This is a genomic window from Sporomusa termitida, from assembly GCF_007641255.1.
GTDB lineage: Bacteria > Bacillota > Negativicutes > Sporomusales > Sporomusaceae > Sporomusa > Sporomusa termitida.
The window spans coordinates 1266782-1289872 of the sequence record NZ_CP036259.1 but is presented as its reverse complement, the minus strand read 5'-3'; the positions used below and the strand labels follow the sequence as shown (position 1 = coordinate 1289872).

Here is a 23091-nt window from a genome sequence, read left to right as displayed (position 1 = left end):
TCTCTCTTTCTGCTTGCAGGCCTATTGCCGTGCTGCCGCTTAATCGGCCTCGTCCAGACTGAAGCGGACCCTTACATCGTGCAAACTGGCAACCGGCACACCACCTTCCTTCGCCGGGGAATAGCGCCATTTTTTAACGGCCTGTACGGCAGCCTCATCCAGGATGTCATAACCGCTCCCCGCCTTTACCGCTGCCGAGGTGACGGTTCCATCCGCTTCAATAAAAATACGGACTATGACCGCCCCTTCCCAGCGGGCTTTGCGGGCGGCCTGGGGATAGGCCGGCCTGGAACCGGCAATAAATGCCGGTTTGGTTCTGCCGCCGCCGGCAGCAGGCTTGCCCCCGCCGTCACCGGCGTTTGCTTGCCCGCCCCGGGCGGTTACAGCCAAAGCCGGCGCAACCGCTGCGTCTGCCGCGGAAGCAGCAGCTGTCGCCGTGGTGCTGCTGTCTGCCGCTGCCGCCGGAGCCTGAGCCTGAGCGGCAGGCTCCGGGCGGGCTGCAACCGGCAGCAGCCGGGAAGCCGGCCGGTTGTCCGCCGCCGGCGGGGATGATGCCGGTGGGGCCGGTGCTGCCCTATCCCCGGCGGCGGTCACAGCAACAGGAACGATATCAACTGCGATCGCCGCAATCACTGCCGGTTGTTCGACCGGACCTGGCGGGCCCAGCATCGCCAGCCAGGCAATCAGGGCCCCGTGAAGCAGCAGCGAGATTCCGGCTGTTTTTTTATAGGGTGATTTGCTGAAATCGTTCATTCCGGCCTCCCATAGCCAGTTCACAACCTCTGAAATAAATATTTCAATTCAAACCCAAACTTTCAAAAATATTACACATTGACATGTAAAAAATCAACTAAACACACAGCACCGGCGTTGTTTAGTTGATACCGCTTTGTATCTATCCACAATTTTACTTTTTATTCATCTTAATACAAAAACTAACTCAGGTCAATATAAATATTGCTTTTATATTGTTTTTGTTTGTTTTGTTTTGTTTTATTTTGTTTTTTTATGAAAATTCATTTATCAGCGCAATAAACCGGCTTCGCCTTGGGGCCAGCCGGTTTTAATACAAACGCTGCCTCTTCCCTACAGGGTACCCTGCCGGTACATTTTTTCCAGTTGGGTCAGAAACATTGCCATCCAGGTATTGCTTTGTTCGATATATTCGGGATGAGCCAGCAGTTCCGCCGGCGTCTGCACATATTCGGCAGGAATCATTTCATCCCGGCAATTCTCTATAAGACCGGCAATGATCTCCGGTGTATTTTCCAGATGATACTGAAACCCGAATACCCGGTTTTTATAGATAAAGGCCTGATGCCGGCAGGCCTCGCTTGTCGCGATACAGGTGGCGGCTGCCGGCAGTTCACTGAAGGTATCCCCGTGCCACTGAAAGACGATAGGGGCAGGCGGAAAAAAAGAAAACAACGGTGACTGTCTCACCTGCTCACTCAGGCTGACCGGAAACCAGCCAATTTCCTTACACGGATTCCGGGTTACCCGGCCGCCGATTACATCGGCAATTAATTGCCCGCCCAGACAAAGGCCAATCACTACTTTACCGGCGTCAATAGCCTCCCGGATGAACTCCTTCTCAGCAGCCAGCCACGGATAGACCGCCTCTTCATAGATATTCATCGGCCCGCCCATGACCACAAGCCAGTCGAAAGCGGCCGGTGCCGGCAGCGTCTCCTCCCGGTACAGCTGCGTGTTTGTCAGCACATGGCCGTTTTCCCTGGCCCATTGCAGAATACTGCCAGGGTTTTCAAAGGGGACATGTTGCAAATAATGAAGTCTCATCTTATCTCCTGTCCTTTCGTCCTACTTTGCTCTATCCATTTTCTCACAAATAAATTAAAAAGCCAACCCTTATGCGAATCTAACTCCGCCTAGTTGACACTTCATTGTATGGCTATTGACTGTTTTTTTGACACGCCTGCGCCACCAGCCTGGTTAGGTCAGGCAACAACTTCCTGTCGATGCCGGTTTCATGTCCATAGAGCTCTGTCAACACCCCGGCAATCTGTTCCAACGCTGCATTGCCGGCCCGTTCGCCAATCCCGCACACCGTGGCACTTGCCATCAGCACACCGGCCTGAATGGCCGCTAATGTATTGGCAGTAGCCAGCCCGAAGTCATTATGAACATGAATCTCCAGCGGCAGGGGCGATTTTTTCACAAGCCTTTGCATAATTTCATAGGTCTGTAGCGGCTCCAGGCAGCCGACGGTATCGGAGTAACGGATATATTCCGCGCCTGTCCGGGCGGCAGCTTCAGCCACCTGTAAGAAGAAGGCTTCATCAGCCCTTGATGCATCCTCTGTTCCCACCGATATGGTGCAGCCAAAGCTGCGGGCGTAGGCTACCGAATCAGCCAGTTGCTGCAAAATGGCTTCCCTGGTTGTTTTTAATTTATAGGTAAGGTGCAGCTCTGATACCGGCACCGAGATATGGATAAAGGAAAAACCGCACTGTACCGATGTCAGAATATCTTGCCTGACAGCCCGGTTCCAGGCAATAACCCTTGCCGACAGGCCTGCTTCGACGATGGCTTGCAATGCACTTTGTTCTTCTACGCCCATAGCCGGGGTTCCTGCTTCAATGGCAAATACCCCGACCCGGTCAAGCGCCCTGGCAATTGCCAGCTTCTCTGCCTGGGAGAACACCAGCCCGGCCGCTTGCTCACCATCGCGCAAGGTTGTATCGACAATCCTGATCTTCATGAAGCAACCTCATGCACCAGTTTTTGCAGCTGCAGATCGGAAACAGGGGCTTTTTGCCTGATTGCCAGGCTGCGGACTTTTTCCAGCACGGTTAACACCGCTGTAGGCTGAAGGAAAATATTCAATTCTTTTAGTTTCAGCTCAATGGCCGCTTTACCCGAGTGTTTGCCGATAACAATTTTACGTGATAAGCCTACCGTCTCAGGCGTAAAAAACTCATACAAATCACTTTTTTTATTAACGCCATCAACGTGAATCCCTGATTCATGGGCGAAAATATCGGACCCGATAATCGGTTTTGTCGGTTGAACGCATTGGCCGATATAGCTAAGTATTTCTTCACAACAGGTTGCAATATTGGCAGGTACAGCCAGCGGCAGTTTCAGCAAAAACCGCGCACCCATCAGTACTTCTTCAAACGCCGGGTAGCCGGCAACCCCGCCGACGGCAACAGCAACACAAGCTACGCCGCTTTTTATGGCCCCCAGGGCATTGGCGGTGGCTAAACCGCTGCCATTTTTGCCGCAATACTCGATAGGACAGGGTAATTGCTGCTGCAGATTCAATAAAGCCCCATAAGTAAACAACGGATCATGATCACTATATTCATCCACAAAGGCAACACTGCTAATCTCATACTTGCTGATCAGCCAGCACAGCTGCAGAAGCCTGGCTGAAGAATACTGGCAGTTGCCGGTGAGCTGAAGCGATACCGCCAGCCCCCGGGCCCGCGCCTGCCGGAGCGCTTCGGCCACAGGCGCCGCCAAATTGCAGAAATCCATAGCGTTTAGATTTACTTTGACCTTGCTGCAGCCTGATTGGTGAGCAAGGGCAACCTGCCGGGCATCAGGCGCAATACCGGCGCGAATATCTTTTACAGCCACCGCGCCACAGTCTAACACAGCCACTAACGATTGCAGGCTTACATCAAACATAACCTGCGCCAGCGCTGCAATTTTCCGCTGTATATAAATAAATTCAGAGGTGCCCAAGCCTTGGTGCTCTAGCCCATACCCCAGTGTTTGGTCAATGAATATAACATCTGTTTTCATTACACACAACCTCTTTCATTTATATTTTTCCCCGATAGCCCCTTTCACTTACCCGCTATAGACCACTACACACCGCCCCCGGCTGCTCTGCCTGGCGCAATTGCTGAAAGGCCTGTTGCAAACCCTCTTCAATACTTGCACACGACTCGGCTACCGGGATACCATAACCCAGTAAACGCTTTTGCGCCTCATAACCGATCCGCATAGTGAGTACGGCATCACAATCGGCAATCCCCTCAATCAGGGCATCCTTTTTTGCTTCTGTCTCCTCACAGGTTGCCACACCCAGACAATACTTCTGGGTGGGTCTGGTTTCGATAAACCGGGTATCCCTACCGTCTGTTTCATAGATATGAAACTCGGCGGCGTGACCATAGTGCAAATCAACCAGCTTTTTATATTTGGAGGTTACAGCTATCTTATACACCCTGGCCGGAAGGTTGCATTTTTTTACAGATTCAGGCTTGGGGCTGCGGAATTTATGGGACTGATCTTCTGCCAAAAGGCCAATGGCATCAGCCCGGCATTGCTGACAGTGACGCATTTGCGTAAGGTCGGTTTGGCACAGATCACGCATAGCATCTACTTCCTTCCTGCTGGTCTGGGAAAACCCCTGAAAAACACTGCCCGGCGCCGGAATTAACGGCATAATATTGGTCATTAGGGCCCCCAGGCTCTTTACTTTTTTTACTACAGCCGGGATGTGCTCATCATTAATGCCTTTGATCATAACAATATTAACCTTAACCAGGATGCCATGATCAGCCAACAGCTTAATCCCTGTCAGCTGGTTGCCGATCAATAGTTCAGCAGCATTTTCTCCCACATAGTACTTACCCTGATAATGAATATGACGGTAGATTCCGGCCCCGATGGCAGGCTCCAGACAGTTTACAGTAACGGTTACATGGTTAATCCCCAGGTCGATAATATCCTGCCAGTAGTGGGGAAGCATCAAGCCGTTGGTGGACAGGCAGAAGATCATAGCCGGCGCTTCGGCTTTGATTAACTGAATACTGCTTGTTACCGCCTCCCAATTGGCTAAAGCATCACCAGGACCGGCAATCCCAACGACACTCAAATGGGGAAGCTCTGCTTTTACCCTGATAAACTTTGCCAGACTCTGGGCCGGCGTCAATATCTCACTTGTCACCCCAGGACGGCTTTCGTTCACACAGTCATACTTGCGGTTACAGTAGTTGCAGCTAATGTTGCAACTCGGCGCCACCGGCAGATGCATCCTGGCATATTTATGATGGGCAGCAAAAGAATAGCAGGGGTGTTTAGCCGTAATTTCTGCTAATTCCTGTTTTTCCATCGCTAATCATCCCCTTTTCCTACAGCCTGAAACATATGCTCCGGATCGACTGGGTTTTCTTTGGCAGTGAGCTCCTCCGGCTCAATGGCGTAAACGGCAACAGCATTATTATCAAAGGAGGAACGGTATTTATCGACAAATTGCGCTGAAAGCGGGGTTTTAAAAAACCGGGGCATAAACTTTTCCAGAAACAACGCCAGCACTTGCGTTTTTTCTTCTAAGTCTTTGACAAGTACCGCTTTGCCAAAAATAACAACACTCAGGTAGGCAGTATCACATTTGGCCGGTACAGGATCAGCCACAGTACCGAATTCCTCAAATACGGTAAAACAGACCGACGGCCTGGCGGCGAGAACAAGATTTTTTTTACCGCTGCCCATACCATGGATATATATCTTATCATTCCAATAAACATAATTGACAGGCAGGGCATAGGGCCTCCCGGCAGTCTCGCACATGCTCAATGTCCCTACCCTTTTGGCGGTCAAAAAGAGCTTAATTTTTTCTTTATCCTCACAAATCCGTTGGGTATATCTTATTTGTTCTATCGTACTCACTCCCTCTTGCCGATAAGCGCAAACCCCTATTCGGCGGTGTTTTTAAAAGCCGCCCGTACTGCGGCAATTCTGGTCTGGTCAAATAGCTGCCGCACCTCATTACACATTGCCAGTACGCGATCCGAGTCAGATTCTGCGGGAATTCCATGATGATAATTTTCCAGAGAACAGATACCGAATATTGAATCCAGCGATCTTATTTCCTTATTTAATACCTCAGAAACATCAATAACGGTTTCGACCGTATCCATAAGACAGGTATAATTGTGATTTCCCGGCTCTTCCCCGTACAAATCACATAAAGCAATCAGATAGTTTTCGAGCGCAACGGAAGCTACATTAAAAACCACGCTGGAGCTCTGCCCTTCTTCCACGAACTGTTCGGCCCGGTAATGGTACATCTTCGCACTGCGATAGTCTGCTTCAAACGCCTCAAGATCGATTTTATTCATATCAACCATTGTTCTATCCTCTTTTACTATTGATTCTGCCAGAACCTGACCAGCGCCAGGAACTGGCAGAATCTAATAAATTCCCGTTATGCCTTACCAGACATTCAGAACCCATTCCTTGTTTTTCTTATACTCCATATCAGTAAAGAGGGTATTGGCCATCTGTTCAGCCAGCCAGGTCGCGCCGGCATAACCGACAACCGGATGGCGGTACAGGCCTGCCCGGTCATAGGTGGGGAAACCTACGCGGACCATGGGGATATTATTGTCAATAGCAACAAACCGGCCTTTGGAATGACCAAGAATCAAATCAAGCTCCAGCCCCTCGTTTTTGATCCGGTTTTCCAGCTCCCACAGATCGGCATTCATAATGATTTCCATGTTGAAATCAACGTTTTCCTGCAGGGCCTTGATCCGGGGATCGTTCGGATAAGACGTGTTATCGTCACCGAGCAGCAACAGCACAGGTTTCATCTCCAGATCGATGCAGAACTCGGCCAGGCCGATGACGAGATCGGCATTGCCATAGATCGCTACCTTCTTATCCGCGAAAAACATGTGGGCCAGATCGGTCAGGGCATCGAGGGCCAGTCCCCGCTCCCAGACGAGTGACTCAGGAATCGGCTTGCCGGTAAGCTTTTTCACGTTCTGTAAAAAGGTATCTGTGTTGCGGATACCGATAGGGGTCGGACCAATAATCGTCGGAATATCGAACTCCCTTTCCAGATAGGTGGCAGCCTGGCCGCCTTCATACCTGTTCAGCGCAATCGTTCCCAGCGCGTCTGCTGTCCCGGTCAGGTCCGCAATCGTCGTGTCACCATGGGATACATGGTTGCCGTCAGGCATCAGGGGGGAATCGAAATTCTCAATTTCAAACAGAACGGTCGCCTCCACCTGCATGGCCGCCAGCAGATGCTTAAGTTCTGTTACATCCCCGGGGTTGACCCAGCCTGTAATCAGGTTAAGTTTTCCGTTAGGTTTATCTTTTTTCGCAAAATGGCTGACAAAATCTTTGACCGCAACATCATAACCGCTCACCATACTGCCCTTAAAACTGGGGGTATGCAACGAAATCAGATGAACCTCCCGGCCGGCATATTTTTCTTTGAGCAGTCCGTTATTAAGCTTTAAAACAACACCGTCAATATCGTCGCCGATGACCTCTGTCGCACAGGTTGAGATAATCGGTATAACTTTAACATGCGGATACCGCATCAAGAGCACATCCACCGCTTCTTCCACGCGATGGGTGGCTCCGAACACCGCACCATCTTCGTGCAGTGAGGAAGATGCAATCTCGAAGCTTTCCTTGAAATGCTGCGAGAACAGCAGGCGGACGAACATGACACAGCCCTGCCCGCCATGAACAATTCCAATACAATCCTTGATCCCGATGCTGGCATACTGCGCGCCACAAGGCTGGCAGGTAAATATCGGGTTGATAACGCCGGCACGCTCTTTGGGTTTTACTTCACAAAACATAGTAATTACTCCTTTTTCTATTTGTTTTGTTCTGCGTCCGCCGTAATGGCACACAGCTCTTCCCTTATTTTTTAATAATGCGGGTCAGTAAGCTCTGCATTCAGCGATCCCGTAATTGTTAAGTAATCCATACGGTCCTTGAGGCCCCGCATGAGCAGCTTAATCTCCGCTTTATCCATCGTAGCCAGCCAGGAATACCGGCTTTTGAAAGCGTCAGCCAAACACACGGCATCTACCCAATAGACCTTGTCAGTCGGGGTTCCCAGATCGACAGGCTCATCACACAATAGCTGCATGGTTTTCGTAAGAATTCCCTCGTTTTGTTTCTCCCGGTCCCAGGAACGGGAATGAAACTGCCACAGGCATTTTTTCATAATATAATCTACCAGTTGCTCAATCCTGTCTTTCATCATATCCTCCATCGCTATCATCCTCCGTTACACTACAGCAAGCTGTTGGGGTGCTGGCGGAAACTGCGGATACGTCTTTCCGCGCAATTGTGAGATGATATCATATTTACCCGTATACTCTCTCAGCGAGTCGGACGAGGTTATTTCTTCGCTCAGATTCACATCAGATAACATTTTTTGGGTGACGAAGCCTGCATTAGTCGGGATTTCATCCTTGCTGATATCCACAAAGGCCAGTTGATGCAAGGGCGAATAGATTGCATTGTAAATGTCACGGGCAAACCGTACCCAGCCCTCATAGCCCTTCCAGGGGCCATTGTGGTAGGCATGGGCATTAAGATAGGGAACCCGGATCTTCTTGGCAACCTCACCCGGGCGCTTGCCGGTGAAGATGATGTCAGGCTTAAGCATCTCCATGGCTTCGAGTCCTTCCAGTTCATTGGGATCATCGATGGCGAGCGCGCCTTCTTCACACCGGGCAATCCCTTTTTCGAAATCTCCCTGATGGCCGAATTTCGAATACACCGATACAACCTCGACCCCCATCTCCTCATGAATTGCATGCGCCCAGTGCCAGAGCTTGGAACCGCCCGGCCAGAGACACACTTTTTTGCCTTTCAGGCGTTCCTTGTACCAGTCGAGCTCCGGTTTCCACCTGGCGGTTTCTTCATCAATGATGGCCTGAGCCCGGTCTTCGATGCCGAAGAATAAGCCGACCTTCCGCAGTGAGGCCGATAATGGCTCGAAACCAAACCCGTCGATATCCAGCCGCGGAGTCCCGTAGCGAACTCTGAGCTCATTGCAGATATACTCAGCCGAACGGGCGCATTCCAGGACATTGAGGTGGGCCCGGTGCATGGATCTCAGGTCATCGTAGGAACCGTTACCGGTAAAGGTGGACAGCACCTGAATGCCCATGCGCTTGAAATAGTCCTGCATAACCTCCTGGTCACCCTGAATGTTATACTCACCCACATAATTGATGACATAGTCGCTGGTGATCTGGGGTTCCACATTGCCGACCTTCTGATTGATCCAGGCGATATTGATTTTGTGATGCCCGCCCGACTGGCTCGGTCCCCCGAAGCCCGGGGAATTGCAGACGAAGATATCGACCTCAGGCATTTCCTCCATGACTTCCTGCGCGACTGCATTGATATCGTCCCCGATCAGGGCGGAAGCGCAGGTTTGATAGAGGGTCATCCGTTTATTATCGGGGAAGGCCTTGAACGCTTCAATAATGTTCTGCTTAAGCAGCTTTTCGGCACCGAAAATAATATGCTTTTCCTTCATATCGGTTGCGTAGGTATATTTGAGCTGGAAGTTGTCGTTATCGCTGATATAGCGTTTGGTTTGCCAGGTGTCGTAGGTGCAGCCAACCGGCCCATGACTCATATGGATAACATCCTTCATCGGTGTACCGATAACATGCTTGGCGCCGCAGTAGGCGCAGCCGCGTTCTGAGATCGACCCCGGGATGGTATTAAGGTAGCCGAGAGGAAGGGCCGATGTTAAATCCTCGCCCGGTCCTTTTATAACAGCGTGCTTTTTTCTTTCAGGGATACACTTGCTGCATTCAAACTCATGATATGGCATGGATTCATTCCTCCTTAATCTTATTTATTATTTAATCAGCAATGCCGTATTTAACAACCATCGCTTCCAGTTCATCCATGCTGAGCGGTTTAGGAATAACAAAATTCTTATTTTCGATAATCTTTTTCGCCAATTCGCCATATTCTTTGGCCTGATCACATTCAGCGTCATACTCGACCACCGTTTTCTTGTTAAATTCGGCTTTTTGCACGATATTGTCACGAGGTACAAAGTGAATCATCTGGGTGCCGATGGCAGCGGTAAACTCTTCCAGGAATTCTCTTTCACGGTCAACCTTACGGCTGTTGCAAATGATCCCACCAAGGCGAACGCCGCTTTGCTTGGCATATTTTACCAGGCCTTTACATATATTGTTTGCTGCATAGATGGCCATCATCTCGCCGGAAGCAACGATATACACCTCCTGCGCTTTACCATCACGGATCGGCATGGCGAAACCACCGCAAACAACGTCACCAAGTACATCAAAGAACACAAAGTCTAAGTCAGGTGTATAAGCACCGTTTTTCTCCATAAGATCAATGGCTGTGATGACGCCCCGGCCTGCGCAGCCGACACCCGGTTCAGGACCACCTGACTCAACGCAGCGAATTCCCTGGTACCCTGTTTTTACTACTTTTTCCACGGTAATTTTTTCTTCACCCTCATCACGCAGCATATCCATTAATGTCTTTTGGTTCATCCCGCCCAGGATTAGCCGGGTTGAATCGGCCTTAGGATCACAGCCATGGATGAATACTTTCTGATTGTAAAAATGGGCCATTGCCCCGGCTGTGTTTTGTTGGGTGGTGGATTTACCAATTCCGCCTTTACCATATATCGCAATTTTTCTCGGCATTGTTAGCACGCTCCTTTAAAGTATCCTTGTTTTTAATAACAGCACGTAACGGTTGCACTGCCGGTTACACAGCGGCATCGCCGGTTTCACCGGTCCGGACCCGAATGGCGTCAAAAACCGGCAGGATAAATATTTTGCCGTCACCGACCTTATTATCGGTGCGGTTTACCTCGATAATTTTGGCAACGATTTTGGGTACATCCTCATCATGGGCGAGAATGGTAAACAGCCGGCGGGGAAACAGCCGGGTTCCATCCAGAAACTCGACAATGAACTTTTCCGTCCTGGCCGCATCGTCCTTAGACAGGGTCAATAACATTTTCCGCCGGTCGGCAATGACCGTTGGATCAGCAACCAGCCGGCCCCGGCCCAGCACTTTGATGGCGGTGAAACCGGCCACCCCGACCTCCACCAGCGCTTTTTTCGTAGCGCTGACTTTGTTCATCCTGATGACAGCAATGATCTCCTTCATACTCCAGCCTCCCTTACAACCCGGCGGCACCGGTGGAGACGGTATATACCTCTTCAACCGGGCTGATAAAAATTTTACCATCGCCAAATGCGCCTTCACCCGTGCTCTTGGCATGCTTGATGATCAATGCTACCAATTCATCTTTGCTGGCTTCAGGGACCGCCATCATAATCAGACTCTTGGGAATCTCATCATAGACGACACCGCCGATTGTAATCCCCTTTTGCTTGCCGCGGCCCACAACATCGACAACGGTGGCGGCATGGAAGCCGGCCGCCGACAGTTCGGCAAGCAGTTCGTCTTTTTTCTCCGGTCTAACAATGGCTCGAACCATGATCATAGCAATCTACCCCTTTATTTTTTTAGAAAAACTAGCTTGTGCCAAGTCCTCTAAGGACGCCGGCAGAAGCCAAAGATTTTTCTTATCCCTTAGAAATAGCTTTGAATTTTTATAAATTCTTGATGGGGTTGTCAACATTGGGTTGCAACCTTCTTCTATCCTAAGCTACACTTTAGCTAACCGGTAAGGCGAGAGCAGATGGTCAATTAAGGCTACTGATTGCCTGATTTCTTCCCTGGTGGCCAAAGAAATCAGCTCTGCTTTACAGACAGGATCGCATTGATTATCCTGGACTTTGTCTGTAGCGGGCGTGGCCGGAAGCATAATTCTGGCTGCAATAGCGCCTTGTTCAGCAGATCTGCTGCCGTCAGTATATTTACTGCCTGTGTGCAATGCCTCCTTTGCCATGGATTATTCCTCCCTATTTTTCTGCTTGAAAAATGAAAACTAACTTGTTATAATAAAATGGGTAAATTAAATAAACCTGGTGTCACTGGGAATAGAAGATTTGCCTGTGCTTCATGGGTATTCGTGGTACCCATGAAGCTTTTAACGCGGTATTGTTACTTATCCCGATACAGATCACCTCCTTAACCGGTCAATCTCTGTTTAAGCTTTTCAACACAATCAATTTTTTTTTAAGCTGCATTGCTTGGGAAAATTGACTGTGGTGATGAGTTTATTTGCTGTTGATTAATTTTTTAATGCAAAAATAGGTAACCCAAATAAACCTAGTGTCACTGGTATTGGCAAATGGTTTTTTCCCTCTCGCTGAGTTATCGTCTGCCGGATATTCGTGGTATCCTGCAGACTTTTTATTTTACTGTCTGCGGGTAAAAAAAAATCAACCAACCGCACCTTAAGACGGTTAATTGATACCCCGTTGTACCTGAATTAGTATTTATACATAAGATACATCAAAACCGGGCTATAGTCAATAACATTTTAGCAAATAAATATCTTTTTTCACAACTCCAGCAAATAAAAACTAATTCAGAAGTTATTTTCATATTGTTTAAGTTTGTTTATATTGGTTTTTATTCGTTTTTGTTTGCTTAAACTATACCTTACCTTCTTACTGTATTTTTGCAAAAATATAGTAAGAATGAGGTAAGACTACTGTCAATGTACTATTTTTTTAATATTTAAACTATTGAAATAAAAAGACTCAGGCTGGTGGTTCTATGCCTTTAAACTGAAACAACCAAACCGGCGTTACTCGCGGTTTGGTTGTTTTCAAACTTAATCTATCAGGTTACATTTAGCCTTTAGTGCTTTTTCTTTTTTAATTCTTCAATCAGATAGTCATTGAGAATCCGGATATTGGTGCCTTTCATGCCCAGCGATTTGGACTCAATCACGCCGGCGCTCTCCAATTTTCTCAAAGCATTGACAATAACAGACCTGGTAATCCCGGCCTGATCGGCGATTTTGCTGGCTACGACCAAATCCTCATCACCTTCGACTGCACTGAGAATATTTACAGCGGCATCAAGCTCGGAATAAGAAAGTGTGTTTAAGGCAACCCGGACGGTGGTTCGCCGGCGTGTGTCCTCCTCCAGTTTATCCACCCGGCCCCGGAGCAGATCCATACCCAGCATTGTGGCCCCATACTCAGCCAACATAAGATCGTTTTCGGTAAATTCAATATGAAACTTGGCAATCACTAACGAACCCAGCCGTTTACCAATGCCAACAACAGGTACCACCAGCGAATACTTTTCGCCAACATGGCAGTGCAGCTGGTCACTGAATACGCAGCAGCCCTCTTCCAGCCGAATATTGGTGGTGGTCTCACGCACACTGCGCAATACTTTCATGTACTCTTCCGGAAACTGACCTTGCTCCAGCACTTCTTCCAGTATGGTGCCGCAATCAAAGCTTTCATACAAGGCATGTCCGAGGATTAGCCCCTCTTTGTCAATCAGATAAACATTTGCCGACATGAAGCCGCTGAGCAGCCTGGTAACCTTATTGTAATCCACCTTTTCCGATTCCTGGAGCAGTTTATTAATTTCTCGCGTCTGGCTCAATAATGTCGTCACGGTACAAGCCCGCCTTTCTCGCTAATATTTTTTGATCCTATATCAAATCCTTCTAAGGTTGTTTTCATCACCCCTGATTTTCCGCTGGATTATATTCTATTTCTCATAAACATACAGAACTCCTGCCACATCCGACAAGATTTGGCAGGAGTTCTACTTTTTTTCGCGTTTTTTCTATAAATGCGTCTAACATAAGTTGCCAACACTTACTGAATCTGCTAAGTTTAGCAATTATATGAATTCCCTCAAAAGCCTCACTGCCCGGTACCCAAAACGCTATTTTTTTATCGCCTTGAAAGCCTCTGTTTGCTGCTGCAAATACGCCGGTATGGATCATAAAGGTCTGTAAGCCCAGACTTTGAATAATCTCCTGCAAATAGCCAAACTCGAGATACTTGGAGTCAAAGGTACCGGCAATAGCCACTGTTTTCATCCAAACCCTCCTTGCAGCAAGTAATGGTCGTATTTCCCCGCTTGTATCTTCTCCACAATAAAACAATACGGTATTTTCAGATAAATTCATATATATAATTGTCTGATTTTCCTGTGTTTATGTATTGTTCCGGACCTGTCGTTCAGGGAATACGCTTCTGGAAAAGAAAAAGGTATAGGAGACAATTCCTATACCTTGGGTCGAACATTGCAAGCCAATTTTGGGGTCAGCGCTGTCTTGCCGCTACCCCGGCCAACCCCCATGCAATCAGGCCGGCATTTACCCTGTTATTTCGTAACCATAACCGGGCAGGAAGCGCGATGGAGAACATAACTGCTGACACTGCCGAGTACCAGCTCTTTAATTGTTCCGAGGCCGCGACGGCCCATAACGATTAAATCATAGCCGTTGGCCGCGCAAAAGGTTACAATAATTTCCGGCGGCGCCCCGATTTTCATAAACCCCTGGGCCTGTACGGCAGGCGGCAGCTGGTTCAGAGCCTCGTCGATCATCAACTGCCCGGCTTCCTGGAGGTTCTCAAAAACGCGGTCCGGAATATATACGCCCATATTGCTTTGTCCGGCCGAGGAGATTACCGCCGCCAGATTAACCACATGCAGGATGCCGACAGATGCCTGGCACACGCCGGCCAGATAGCCGGCATAAGCCAAAGCCCGCCGGGAATTCTCCGAACCATCGACAGGAACCAAAATATTGCTAACAGCGAGCATTTTCCTTCCCTCCCCTTTTGCTAATGACGCTCCGGCGGCCCAGGGCTTGGCATCAGCCTGTTGCCGGCGAATCAGCAGTGCCAGTAAACCGCCGCCAAAACACACGCTGAAAACTGATATTTCCGGCCCGGAATTAGCAGCGGAATTCAGGTATTCCTTTACTACCACAGTATGATATATTTCACTCCGCGTCAATAGGGTTTCCGCAAAAACTGCGCCCCTACATACTCCTCTTTATTAATACTATCGGTATTTTTTACAGGTCAATAGCCAACTTCCCCTTGCCGGCAACCGCAGGCTTGACAGCCAGCGGGTAACAGCTGCCCGGGAACACGAAAAAATGACCCCATACCCAACAAAGCTGCGGGCATGGGGTCATGATCATTAAACACCTTTATAAAGCTGATTGTTGTGGCCGGTACACAGCCAATGCTGCCTGCACCGCCCTGCCGGCAGGGATCGCTGCTCCATGCCATAGCAGAACGGCCTCTAACGCCCCTAAGACATGGAGGATATTTTTCTGCCGGCAGCTATAGCCCATCGTCCCGATTCGCCAGATTTTCCCTTTTAGGGGACCGAAGGAGCTGGCTATTTCAATGTGAAATTCCTCCAGCAGCATGCGGCGAACGGCTTCGCCGTCAACCCCTGCCGGAATAGAAACAGCAGTTACTACCGGCAGCTTGCAGGCAGGATCCCCATACAAGGTTAACCCCATGGCCTGAATTCCCTGGATCAGCGCTTTTTCATGCCAGGCATGTCTGGCAAACCTCGGTTCAAGCCCTTCCTCCAGTATAATCCGCAGCCCTTCCCGCAAAGCATACAGCATGGTGGTGGCCTCCGTATGGTGATTCAGGCGGGCTGGGCTCCAGTAATCCATTAACTGGCTAAGATCAAAATAGTTGCTGCGAATCATCCGGTTTTGATTTAACTTGTATTTGTCAGGCTCCACTAACCCCCGCTCAATCTTTTTACGCGCTAACAGCACTGCCTCGATCCGGGAATTAAAGGTAAGAGGCGCCATACCGGCGGGAACAGATAAACATTTTTGGGTGCCGCCGATAGCGGCATCAATTTTCCATTCATCCACCTTGACGGCTGTGCCGCCGAGCGTAGCTACCGCATCGACGACAAACAGAATATCCAGCGCCCGGCAGGCTTCACCAATTGCCTGGAGCGGCTGCATACAACCGGTTGAGGTTTCGCCGTGAACCATGGCCACAATTTTAGGCTTGACCTGCTGCATGGCCTGGATCACCACCTGGGGATCAAACACCTGGCCCCAGCCGGTCTCAATATTTACGACTTCCGCACCGTACCGCTCGGCAATTTCCGTAAGCAGCTGGCCAAAACGGCCGTAAATCGGAACCAGCACCCGGTCCCCGGGTTCAATAATACTGCCGAGAACAGCCTCAATGCCGGCCCGGGAAGTACCGTCAACCGGAAAAGCCCATTGGTTTTCAGTCTGAAAAACGGCCCTGAGCATAGCCATCGTTTCATTCATAATCTCAGTAAATTCGGGATCAAACTGTCCCAGAACCGGAGTGCCCATGGCTCTTAACACCCGGGGTTCAGCCTCAACCGGTCCCGGGGTCATCAGGGTGCGGACAGAAGTGTTCAAGTCTTTATACATCAGATCATGTCTCCTTTTATTGGTATTGCAGCCGGCAGAGCCTGCTTGGCTAACTGTCCCCTTTACCATAATTATTAATTTCAACTTACCACAGGCTGCCTGTCCAGTCAATAAACAGCCGGCCGGGACAAAAGGCAGTACAGGTATGCAGAAGCAGGACGTGACTTTTCAGCCCATCCTGCTTCTTATTTATATCGCCAGATTGCCCCACCCTTTGTCTTGTATTTCACCCGGCCTGACTATGCCTCCATCACGCCCGGCTCTGCTGCCGGTTTTTCTGCCGTGCCGTCAGGAAAGCCAGGCCCTGCCGGCTGGTCACTCAGGCCAATGGCCGTCCCGGTTTTCCCCTGTAAAGCCGCACAAATATTATTCAAGGTGGTAATAATTGCCTTCTTGCCGCCAAATCGGACAAATTCAACGGCGGCCCTGATCTTAGGAGCCATACTGCCTTCCGGAAACTGGCCGGCGGCCAGATATTGCTCGGCTTGCCCTACCGGCAAATAATCGAGCTGCCTTTCATCCGGCTGACGGTAGTTTATGCATACCTTCTCCACGCCGGTCAGCAGCAGGAGATAGTCGGCACCAACCATCCTGGCCAGGAGCGAGGAAGCCGCATCTTTGTCAATCACGGCCGCGATGCCCGTCAGACCGTTAGCCTGTCTGACAACAGGTATGCCGCCGCCACCGGCGGCAATCACCACATTGCCGGACTTGAGCAAGGCTAATATTGTATTTTTTTCAACAATATCCACCGGTAGCGGTGAGGGTACCACGATCCGGTAGCCGCGCCCGCTGTCCTCGATCATTTTCCGGTCATATTTCCGGGAAATTTCCTCCGCCTCCGTCTTTGAATAGAAGGGGCCAATCGGTTTAGTCGGCTGCCGGAAGGCTTGATCTTCTTTATCTACCAGCACCTGGGTAACAACCGCAGCCACCTCCAGGGCTAAACCGGCCTTATCCAGTTCATTGCGCAATACCTGCTGGATCAAATAGCCTAACAGCCCTTGCGTCTCGGCGCCGCAGGCATCGAGTGTCCCCTCAGAGACAATACCGGCCGACAGCTTATGGCGCAGCAACGTTTGCCCCACCTGCGGCCCATTGCCGTGGGTGACGATAACCTGATACCCTTGCTGGATCAAGCCGACTATTTTTCGGCAAACCAGCCGGATATTCTCAATCTGCTCATCAATCGTTCCCTGATCGGTTTCGCTCAGAATGGCGTTGCCGCCGATGGCTACCACACAAATACCCTGTTGCATATACTCCCCCCTATCTCTTTATAATTGATAACAGGCGTTTAATCAGCGGGCCCGACATCCCCAGGAACAGCATCAGTATCCCTGCGGCTGCGCAAACGCTGTTACCCAGCTGACCGCCAAAGTACAATAACGGAAAAGCCAGGATAATCAATACCGGCAAATATATCACCAGCTGTTGCATTTTCTCACCACCCCAACTGATACGCTATGAAAATAATCACGCCAAAAACCGCACACAGCAGCAGCGCCCCGGCCAAAACCCGGCCGATAACCTCGCCTTCCCGGCCGAGAATTCCGGCTGCAGTTGTCCCTAACAGAATTTTACTGGGAGCAATAATGCTGCCCACAGCCCCGCCCACAGTCTGGGCCGCCAGCAGCGGCGCCTTATCAATCTGCAGCAACAGGGCTATCTGTTGCTGGAAGCTGCCAAATAATATGTTGGAAGACAGATTGCTGCTGGTCATAAATGTGCCTAACAGCCCGATAAACGGAGCAAGTATCGGGTAAATTCCGCCGGCTACGGCAGCCACGCCCTGGGCCAGCACCATCGTCTGGCCGGTCTCATCCATTACTTTGGACATCGCAATCAGACCAATCACCGCAATGGCGGAAGGAATGGTTTTGTTCAGCGAGTTTTTCATAATGCGCGACAGCCCGCCGGCCGCTATATAACCCCACCGGGCATAGCAGGCGTAGCCGATCATTGCCGCCAACAGCAGAAAGGCGCCGGAATGAATGAGTGGTGCCAGCGGCGCATAAGCCGGGTAACTGGGGGTGGCAAAACCCAGCAGGGTTGTTTTGCCGGCAAAGGCCAGGGCAAACTTCCACTGCCCGAAATAGCCTTTAAGGCTGTTATTCAGCAGCACCGTAACCGCAATAACAATCAAAATCAAATAAGGAAGAAAGGCCTGTTGAATACGCATTGCATTGCCTGTTAACCCCGCATCAGGCTGTTCTGCCGCCGGATCATACAGCTCTGCCGGCCGGCGGTAATAGTCGAGTCGGCCAATGATAAAGATTAAGCCTAACGATAGGGATACGACAACAAAGTTGCAGAGCATGGGGTTGAGTAAGGCTAAGCCCATCTGGCCGGCCCCTTGCAGCAGTCCCAGCAGCATGACGGTAAGCGCATTGCGCTTCAGCCCTTTGTAACCGCCAGCCAGGCAGGCAATCAGCAGCCCGGCAATAAGATTGACAACACCCAGCAGGCCGGTAGACCACAGCACGGTTCGCTTCAGGGTCAGCGGGTCACTTACATCCACCTGGCTAAGCAAGCCATCCCACGCGATTCCCAACGTCCCGAAGGTATTGCCCCAGGCCTGCCCCAGCATAGTAATCAGCACGGCGGTCAGGGGCCGCACCCCCATACTAATGAGCAGCGGTGCTCCTACCACCACCGGCACGCCAAAGCCGGTAATCCCCTGCAAAAACCCGACAAAAATCCAGCCAACAGCCAGCACTTGCAGCACCTTATCCGGGGTAAAGCGCTGCATGCCGGCGCGAATTACCGCAAAGGCACCTGATTCCTGTGACAATTCATAGATAATTAAAGCCGGAAATACTACTAAGATAATAGACAGCGAGGACCACATCCCCTTGGCAACAGCCAGGGCAATCATGTCTATTCCGCCGCCAAAGACCAGATAGGCAATCAGTATCGAGAACAGCAGTCCGGCCGATGCCGCCTCATCGCCGCCCCACTTGCAGCGCAGCAAGAGCACCAGCAGCACCAGAATCGGCACTAGTGCTGCCAGCCACTGCACCAAATTAACTGACATAATCCATCACCTACTCTGTTAAAGTTTCAGCAAAGGCCGCCAACGCTTTTTCAAAGCAGCCATACGGTGCTTTGACCACCCCGGCCCCAATCTGGCCAATTCCCGGCTGCCGGTGGGCCATGCCGGTGTTAATAACCGGTACAATCCCGCTTTCCACCACCTTGCGGATATCAATCCCCAGCGGTACACCTTCAAAATTCATGGTCGCCAGCAGGAACTGCGTACTCTTGGCATGAGAGATTTCACCCATTTCCCTGGTATAACGTACGGCATCGGCTTGGGAACCGGCGCCCACAAACCGGACTACCGCCGGTGAGGCCGCCATAGCCACACCGCCCAGACCGATTACTTCAATAATTGCACTGTCGCCCATGTCCGGATTGGCATCCTGCGGCCCGTAGCCGGGGAAGTACAAGCCTTCCGGCATATTGGCGGGGGCCGTAAACCATTCTTCACCGGTAGCTGCGACCTTGACGCCAAACTCTGTACCGTTGCGGCACATGACGGTAACCAGCGAACTGTCCTGTACGCCCTTAGCCGGATCAGTGGTGGCTTTACCGGCCGCCATAGCCAGATTGAGGAAAAACTGATCATTGTCACAAATAAATTGGATTACCTTAGCTTTCTCGGCATTATCCATGGCCAGGCGGGCAATCCGGGGACAGATTTTTCTGGCAAACAGGGATGAGGCGGCAATGTTGCGCTGGTGCATCTCATCCCCCATCGCTACGGCCTGAGCCATAATGACCTTTAGGTTGATGCCGCCGCTTAAGCCAATCGCCTGATCGAGAGCCGGGCCCAGGCTGTCCCTAAACCAGATCAGCCGATCAATCACCTCCGGGTCATTGGCCCCAAACCGCATAACCTTGCCCAGACCTTCGTTAATGGAGCAGTAGGCCATATTCCCGAAAGTCTCGTTTTTCACCGCAAATACCGGCATATGATAGGTTATCATGCCTGTCATCGGCCCGACCGAGCCGTAATGATGGTTGGGTGCCAGCTTTATCTGGCCGCGTTTAATCAGCTGTACCGCGGTTTCGTCATCCTCAGCCAAACCCTCAAACCGCACAGCCCCTAAGATGGCCCCCTGCAGCGGCCCGCACATGTCCTCCCAGCGGATGGGCGGTCCGGCATGTAAAATCGTGTCTCTGGTCAGGCCCGTCAGCACCGTATGGGCCGGTTTAACACCGGTAAGTACCGGCTGCGCATCGTTGTACATTTGTATGACTTTATCATTGGCGGCATTAATTCGCTCTTCATGCTTATCCAGCAGTTTAGCCACCACCTTGTTGCCGCCGGCCGGCGGGCGCCAGGAGACATGGGTTGTTGGCACCTCCTGCCTGGTCAGCGTCTGGGCAAAAAGCTCCAGGCCAACATTGACAACCTTCAGTTTTTGATTAAACAGATTATTTGACATCTCAGCCATTCCTTTCTGCACCAGCTATCATTCCGGCCAGTCTGGCCGCTTCGGCATTGGTCCGGGCCACCAGCACCCCGGCCTGCTGGAGTTTTGCGGTTTGTACCGCTTTGTTTTGCTCATCCTGACTGGTGCCACAGACATAGGCCACAGCCACCAGGGTATTGCCGCCGCCGGCGGCCGCTTGTCTGGCGCTTTCAATAACCGGCACTAATTCCCCGGCCGGATCTTCACCGGCACCATAGCCAATAACAACATCAAGCAATATGACGGCCGTTTGCTGATCACCGGCAACCTGCATAATGTATGCGTCGCGCAGCGAGCCGTCAATCATCGGATGGGGCTTGCCCATGGTAAAGCGGTCGTCACCCAGATCAATCGCCGTATGCTGACCTGGCACCATAACCGTCTGGGTCAGCAGCTGCGGAGCTAAGGGAATATTGGAATATATGGGCCCAAGGGTTTCACCTAATACCAGCATGGCTTCATAACACAAGGTCCCGCCGGCATACAGGGCCCGGACATAGCGCTGGCCGGAGGCCAGTTTGGCGGTTGCCGTTTCCGCCCAGTTCTTCAGTATCGCTGCCGGCGTAGGCAGTGCCGGCTGTTTACCGCTCAGCAGCGCTGCTTTTACTGCGGCTTCTTCCAACGTGGCGGCAACCGTTATATTGGCTGCTGCCGGCTTAATCACACTGCCGAGAAAGCAGAGAACAACGGGTTTACTGATCCCGGCCAGCCTTGTCAGAATCTTCTCCACAACCGGCTGAGCCGGCGGTTTGGAGATAAGCACAATAAGCCGGGTATTGCTGTCATTGCTTAACAGCTCGAGCGCCTGCAGCATCGTCGCCGCGCCAATGGCATCCTTTAAATCCCGGCCACCGGTGCCAATCGCCTGGCTAATGCCCAGTTCCAGCGCGTCCAGCAAACAGATTACTTCCTGCAAACCGGTACCGGCAGCGGAAATCAGGCCAATATCACCGGTTTTGACTTTATTGGCAAAACCAATCCCTTTACCATTAATAATTGCGGTACCGCAGTCAGGCCCCATAACCAGCAAACCTTTTGCGGCCGCCAGTGTTTTCAGATAAGCTTCCTCTTCGACCGCAACATTGTCGCTAAATAAAAATACATTTTTTCCATACTTCAGGGCCCGCTCTGCTTCGCTAGCCGCATATTCACCGGGAACAGAGATAAAGGCCAGATTGGTGTCCGGGTCCTCCTGATAAACCTTAGCCGCCGAGCGGACAATCAGCTGTTCAGCACTGTCGCCGGCAGCCGCCTTTTTCCCCATCTGCTCATCAATTTTGTTTAAAACCCACTGCACATCAATATTGGCCGGCGCCCGGAAGGCCAGAATCAAATCATTGGGGCCGGCGTTCTCTCCCTCAGGCCCTAACAAATCAGCCTCTTGCAAAATCACCCGATTGGCCGGTGTTCCCATCATAACGGAAACATCATCCAATCCTTCCACTTGTTTAAGCTGTTTGGAAATAAGCATGAGGGTAACTGAATCATAATAGTTGTTTTTGCGTACTACATTATGGATTTTCATTTACTGACCCCTTTCACATCACGGTTATCCCTGCAGACAGGGCGGTAAAACCGCCATACACGAAACCTACTAATAAGTCGGCACCGGAAAAGTGCCCTAATTGCATGAGTTTGCGGGCTTTATCAAGCATTTCCCGGTCAGTTCCGTCCGTAAACGCCTGTATCACTTCCCCCAAGCGCTGATGATACCAGCCCCGGGCGCCATACCGCAGATACTCAACCGACAGCAGGGTGGTTAGCCCGGGAGCGTTCCGCACCAGCAGCTGCGCCATTTTTGCCGCTGCCGGCCGGCAGCACTGCGGCCGGGTATGAATAAGACCAGCGAGAAAGCCCAGCAGGAAATCATCGCCGGAGGGAGTTGAACCCGGTCCCAGGCCAAGCAGGCCGCAGATTCCTTCGGCCAGTAAAGGCTCCTGATCTTCCAGGCTACCGGCGATCAGCAGCCGGATGAGCTGCGGCACTTTTTCCCCGGACAAACCGGGTATTGCTCCGGCCCTGCACATCATCCCGGCATCAAACTCACCAATATAAGCCATCATGCCGCCCGGCCTGCCGGTGTCATGATACAACTGCTGGAGCAGTTGCAGCCGCAGCGAAAAATTCCCGGCAGCTGCAGGATAATAAGCATACTGGCAGGAAAAGCGCGGACACTGCTGCACCCCCTGTATTGTCAGGGTCTCACCAATTATAATCGCATCGGCAAGGTACAATACCTTTTGTTGCTGGTCCAGCCCGGTACAAAGCCAGCTGCCCGCAATGTCCACCTCCAGGCCGAAGGGAATATGATCAAGGCCGGAACGAACCAGAGTTACCATACCGCCGGCAGTAAAAATATTGATATAGTCACGGTGGAGGGATTTTATCTGCCCAATTGTATTGTCCGCCGGCAGTACAAGCGCTGTGGAAATTGCGGCAGCCTTAAGTCGCAGCATAACTATATCACCTTCCTGAGTTCCATTATAATGAATTTTCTAATTATATTCATAG

Annotated in this window: 24 protein-coding genes; all 24 read right to left on the bottom strand. The window is 50.8% G+C overall.

Going from position 1 to position 23091, the window contains the following annotated elements; translation table 11 throughout:
* Positions 1–39: 39 nt before the first annotated feature.
* A complete protein-coding gene (locus SPTER_RS05780; protein WP_144349452.1) occupies positions 40–753 on the bottom strand; it encodes an energy transducer TonB in 714 nt (237 codons plus the stop codon).
* A gap of 333 nt (positions 754–1086) precedes the next feature.
* Complete coding sequence (locus SPTER_RS05775) at positions 1087–1800, bottom strand: type 1 glutamine amidotransferase (RefSeq protein ID WP_144349451.1); 714 nt, start codon at positions 1798–1800, stop codon at positions 1087–1089.
* Between the two features lie 112 nt (positions 1801–1912).
* Positions 1913–2722: a beta/alpha barrel domain-containing protein gene (locus SPTER_RS05770; RefSeq protein ID WP_144349450.1), complete on the bottom strand. Its 810-nt coding sequence runs from the start codon at positions 2720–2722 to the stop codon at positions 1913–1915.
* A complete protein-coding gene (locus tag SPTER_RS05765; RefSeq protein ID WP_144349449.1) occupies positions 2719–3774 on the bottom strand; it encodes a homocitrate synthase/isopropylmalate synthase family protein in 1056 nt (351 codons plus the stop codon). Before SPTER_RS05765 ends, SPTER_RS05770 begins: the two co-directional genes overlap by 4 nt.
* Positions 3775–3829: 55 nt before the next feature.
* A complete protein-coding gene (gene nifB, locus SPTER_RS05760; RefSeq protein WP_144349448.1) occupies positions 3830–5092 on the bottom strand; it encodes a nitrogenase cofactor biosynthesis protein NifB in 1263 nt (420 codons plus the stop codon).
* A gap of 2 nt (positions 5093–5094) precedes the next feature.
* Positions 5095–5649, bottom strand: coding sequence for a pyridoxamine 5'-phosphate oxidase family protein (locus SPTER_RS05755; protein ID WP_246105499.1), 555 nt, complete (start codon positions 5647–5649; stop codon positions 5095–5097).
* Between the two features lie 26 nt (positions 5650–5675).
* A complete protein-coding gene (locus SPTER_RS05750) occupies positions 5676–6110 on the bottom strand; it encodes a hypothetical protein (protein ID WP_144349447.1) in 435 nt (144 codons plus the stop codon).
* A gap of 84 nt (positions 6111–6194) precedes the next feature.
* Positions 6195–7583 carry a Fe-only nitrogenase subunit beta gene (gene anfK, locus SPTER_RS05745; RefSeq protein WP_144349446.1) on the bottom strand — a complete coding sequence of 463 codons (1389 nt, stop codon included), beginning with the start codon at positions 7581–7583 and terminating at the stop codon, positions 6195–6197.
* A gap of 71 nt (positions 7584–7654) precedes the next feature.
* The gene (gene anfG / locus SPTER_RS05740; RefSeq protein ID WP_144349445.1) at positions 7655–8005 is read right to left on the bottom strand and encodes a Fe-only nitrogenase subunit delta; all 351 of its coding nucleotides are present in this window, start codon (positions 8003–8005) and stop codon (positions 7655–7657) included.
* 15 nt (positions 8006–8020) lie between these two features.
* Entirely contained in the window at positions 8021–9589 is a 1569-nt protein-coding gene (anfD, locus tag SPTER_RS05735) for a nitrogenase iron-iron protein, alpha chain (RefSeq protein WP_144349444.1), read from the bottom strand.
* A gap of 31 nt (positions 9590–9620) precedes the next feature.
* The gene (gene nifH / locus SPTER_RS05730; protein WP_144349443.1) at positions 9621–10448 is read right to left on the bottom strand and encodes a nitrogenase iron protein; all 828 of its coding nucleotides are present in this window, start codon (positions 10446–10448) and stop codon (positions 9621–9623) included.
* 64 nt (positions 10449–10512) lie between these two features.
* Entirely contained in the window at positions 10513–10920 is a 408-nt protein-coding gene (locus SPTER_RS05725; RefSeq protein WP_144349442.1) for a P-II family nitrogen regulator, read from the bottom strand.
* Positions 10921–10933: 13 nt separating this feature from the next.
* Positions 10934–11260 (bottom strand): P-II family nitrogen regulator, encoded by a 327-nt coding sequence (locus SPTER_RS05720; RefSeq protein ID WP_144349441.1) that lies wholly within the window; start codon positions 11258–11260, stop codon positions 10934–10936.
* Positions 11261–11425: 165 nt separating this feature from the next.
* On the bottom strand, positions 11426–11668 hold the full coding sequence (locus tag SPTER_RS05715; protein ID WP_144349440.1) for a hypothetical protein: 243 nt from the start codon (positions 11666–11668) through the stop codon (positions 11426–11428).
* An 860-nt stretch (positions 11669–12528) separates the two neighbouring features.
* Complete coding sequence (codY, locus tag SPTER_RS05710; RefSeq protein WP_144349439.1) at positions 12529–13305, bottom strand: GTP-sensing pleiotropic transcriptional regulator CodY; 777 nt, start codon at positions 13303–13305, stop codon at positions 12529–12531.
* 103 nt (positions 13306–13408) lie between these two features.
* Complete coding sequence (locus tag SPTER_RS05705; protein WP_144349438.1) at positions 13409–13738, bottom strand: Tm-1-like ATP-binding domain-containing protein; 330 nt, start codon at positions 13736–13738, stop codon at positions 13409–13411.
* A 287-nt stretch (positions 13739–14025) separates the two neighbouring features.
* The gene (locus tag SPTER_RS05700) at positions 14026–14664 is read right to left on the bottom strand and encodes a universal stress protein (protein WP_170233166.1); all 639 of its coding nucleotides are present in this window, start codon (positions 14662–14664) and stop codon (positions 14026–14028) included.
* A 199-nt stretch (positions 14665–14863) separates the two neighbouring features.
* Positions 14864–16099, bottom strand: a complete 1236-nt coding sequence (locus SPTER_RS05695; RefSeq protein ID WP_144349436.1) for a pyridoxal-phosphate-dependent aminotransferase family protein — start codon at positions 16097–16099, stop codon at positions 14864–14866.
* Between the two features lie 239 nt (positions 16100–16338).
* The gene (gene arcC / locus SPTER_RS05690; RefSeq protein WP_144349435.1) at positions 16339–17358 is read right to left on the bottom strand and encodes a carbamate kinase; all 1020 of its coding nucleotides are present in this window, start codon (positions 17356–17358) and stop codon (positions 16339–16341) included.
* Positions 17359–17368: 10 nt separating this feature from the next.
* Positions 17369–17539 carry a hypothetical protein gene (locus SPTER_RS24585; RefSeq protein ID WP_170233165.1) on the bottom strand — a complete coding sequence of 57 codons (171 nt, stop codon included), beginning with the start codon at positions 17537–17539 and terminating at the stop codon, positions 17369–17371.
* 4 nt (positions 17540–17543) lie between these two features.
* Positions 17544–19136: an L-lactate permease gene (locus SPTER_RS05685; protein ID WP_144349434.1), complete on the bottom strand. Its 1593-nt coding sequence runs from the start codon at positions 19134–19136 to the stop codon at positions 17544–17546.
* Between the two features lie 10 nt (positions 19137–19146).
* The gene (locus tag SPTER_RS05680; protein ID WP_246105498.1) at positions 19147–20562 is read right to left on the bottom strand and encodes a YlbE family protein; all 1416 of its coding nucleotides are present in this window, start codon (positions 20560–20562) and stop codon (positions 19147–19149) included.
* Positions 20555–22105, bottom strand: a complete 1551-nt coding sequence (gene fdrA / locus SPTER_RS05675; protein WP_144349433.1) for an acyl-CoA synthetase FdrA — start codon at positions 22103–22105, stop codon at positions 20555–20557. The genes SPTER_RS05680 and fdrA overlap by 8 nt, the downstream gene beginning before the upstream one ends.
* A 13-nt stretch (positions 22106–22118) precedes the next feature.
* The gene (locus tag SPTER_RS05670) at positions 22119–23036 is read right to left on the bottom strand and encodes an oxamate carbamoyltransferase subunit AllH family protein (RefSeq protein WP_144349432.1); all 918 of its coding nucleotides are present in this window, start codon (positions 23034–23036) and stop codon (positions 22119–22121) included.
* Between the last annotated feature and the right edge of the window lie 55 nt (positions 23037–23091).